Source organism: Mesorhizobium sp. M1E.F.Ca.ET.063.01.1.1 (genome assembly GCF_003998155.1).
Classification (GTDB): domain Bacteria; phylum Pseudomonadota; class Alphaproteobacteria; order Rhizobiales; family Rhizobiaceae; genus Mesorhizobium.
The window spans coordinates 1-1705 of the sequence record NZ_RZSC01001019.1 but is presented as its reverse complement, the minus strand read 5'-3'; the positions used below and the strand labels follow the sequence as shown (position 1 = coordinate 1705).

2 protein-coding genes are annotated in these 1705 nt (G+C 62.2%); one reads left to right on the top strand and one right to left on the bottom strand.

All coding sequences use genetic code 11. The annotated features are described in order from the left end of the window. Positions 1-942 (bottom strand): NADP-dependent isocitrate dehydrogenase (locus EOA29_RS35515; protein WP_127222326.1); only part of this gene is annotated, 942 nt, incomplete at its 3' end. 208 nt (positions 943-1150) lie between these two features. Here EOA29_RS35515 and EOA29_RS35510 point away from each other — a divergent pair. Further along, positions 1151-1705: RNA methyltransferase (locus EOA29_RS35510; protein ID WP_145970013.1), on the top strand; the 555-nt coding region annotated here is incomplete at its 3' end.

The following is a 1705-nucleotide window of genomic DNA, read 5'->3' as shown; positions in this document are numbered from 1 at the left end:
GTAGTGGCGGGTGACCGTGCCGTGCGCGGCTTCCGCTTCCACGGTCTTGCCGTCCGGCGTCATCAGCACGGAGGTCATCAGTCCGAGCGAGCCGAAACCTTGCGCCACCGTGTCCGACTGCACGTCGCCGTCATAGTTCTTGCAGGCCCAGATGTAGCCGCCCGACCATTTCAGGCTAGAGGCCACCATGTCGTCGATCAGCCGGTGCTCGTACCAGAGTTTCTTCGCCTTGAACTCGGCCTCGAACTCCTTCTCGTAGACTTCCTGGAAGATGTCCTTGAAGCGCCCGTCATAGGCCTTGAGGATGGTGTTCTTGGTCGAGAGGTAGACCGGATAGTTGCGCAGCAGGCCGTAGTTCAGCGAGGCGCGGGCGAATTCGCGGATCGACTCGTCGAGATTGTACATGGCCATGGCGACGCCGGAGGAGGGCGCGTCGTAAACGTCATGCTCGATCACTGTGCCGTCCTCGCCGACGAACTTGATCGTCAGCTTGCCCTTGCCGGGATAGCGGAAATCGGTGGCGCGGTACTGGTCGCCGAAGGCATGACGGCCGACGACGATCGGCTTGGTCCAGCCCGGCACCAGGCGCGGCACGTTCTTCATGATGATCGGCTCGCGGAAGATGGTGCCGCCGAGGATGTTGCGGATGGTGCCGTTCGGCGACTTCCACATCTTCTTCAGCTTGAATTCCTCGACGCGGGCCTCGTCGGGCGTGATCGTCGCGCATTTCACGCCGACGCCGTATTTCTTGATGGCGTTGGCCGAGTCGATCGTCACCTGGTCGTTGGTGGCGTCGCGGTGCTCGATGCCGAGGTCGTAATAGTCGAGCTTGATGTCGAGATAAGGGTGGATCAGCTTGTCCTTGATGAACTGCCAGATGATGCGGGTCATCTCGTCGCCGTCGAGCTCGACGACCGGGTTCGCCACCTTAATCTTCGCCATGGAAAGAATGCCTCGTTGCTGGAGGATATTAACGGCCTTGCCCGCATGGTTTCGGCCGGGGTTGCGGAGCGTATATCAAAGCCTTTTTGAGCGCGCAAACCGCGATCCCTACCACTATGGACGAGTGCCGCGCTTGTGAGTGCTTCATTTTCCGGGCCGGATATGGCAGGGGACGCCGAAACGCCGCAAACCCCGGTTACCGAAAGCCATGCCAACCGCAAAAGACCCCGCCAAGACCACCGGACCGGCGATCATCCTCGTCGAGCCGCAACTCGGCGAGAACATAGGCATGGTCGCCCGCGCCATGGCGAATTTCGGCCTTTCCGAGCTGCGCCTGGTCAATCCGCGCGACGGCTGGCCGAGCGAGAAGGCGCGGGCCGCCGCCAGCCGCGCCGACCATGTCATCGATGCAACGAAGGTGTTCGACGATCTGGCCTCGGCGGTCGCCGATCTCAACTTCGTCTTCGCCACCACGGCACGCGAGCGCGACGGCTTCAAACCGGTGCGCGGTCCCGTGGAAGCGGGCAGGGCGCTGAGAGCCCGCGTCGAGGCCGGGCTGCGCACCGGAATCCTGTTCGGCCGCGAGCGCTTCGGCCTCTATAATGACGAGGTCGGCCTTGCCGACGAGGTCGTCACTTTTCCTGTCGATCCAGGCTTTTCCTCGCTCAACATCGCGCAGGCGGTGCTTTTGATGTCCTATGAGTGGATGAAGTCCGGTCTTGCCGACGAGACCGCGACCAATTTCTCCGGACCGGAGCTGGTT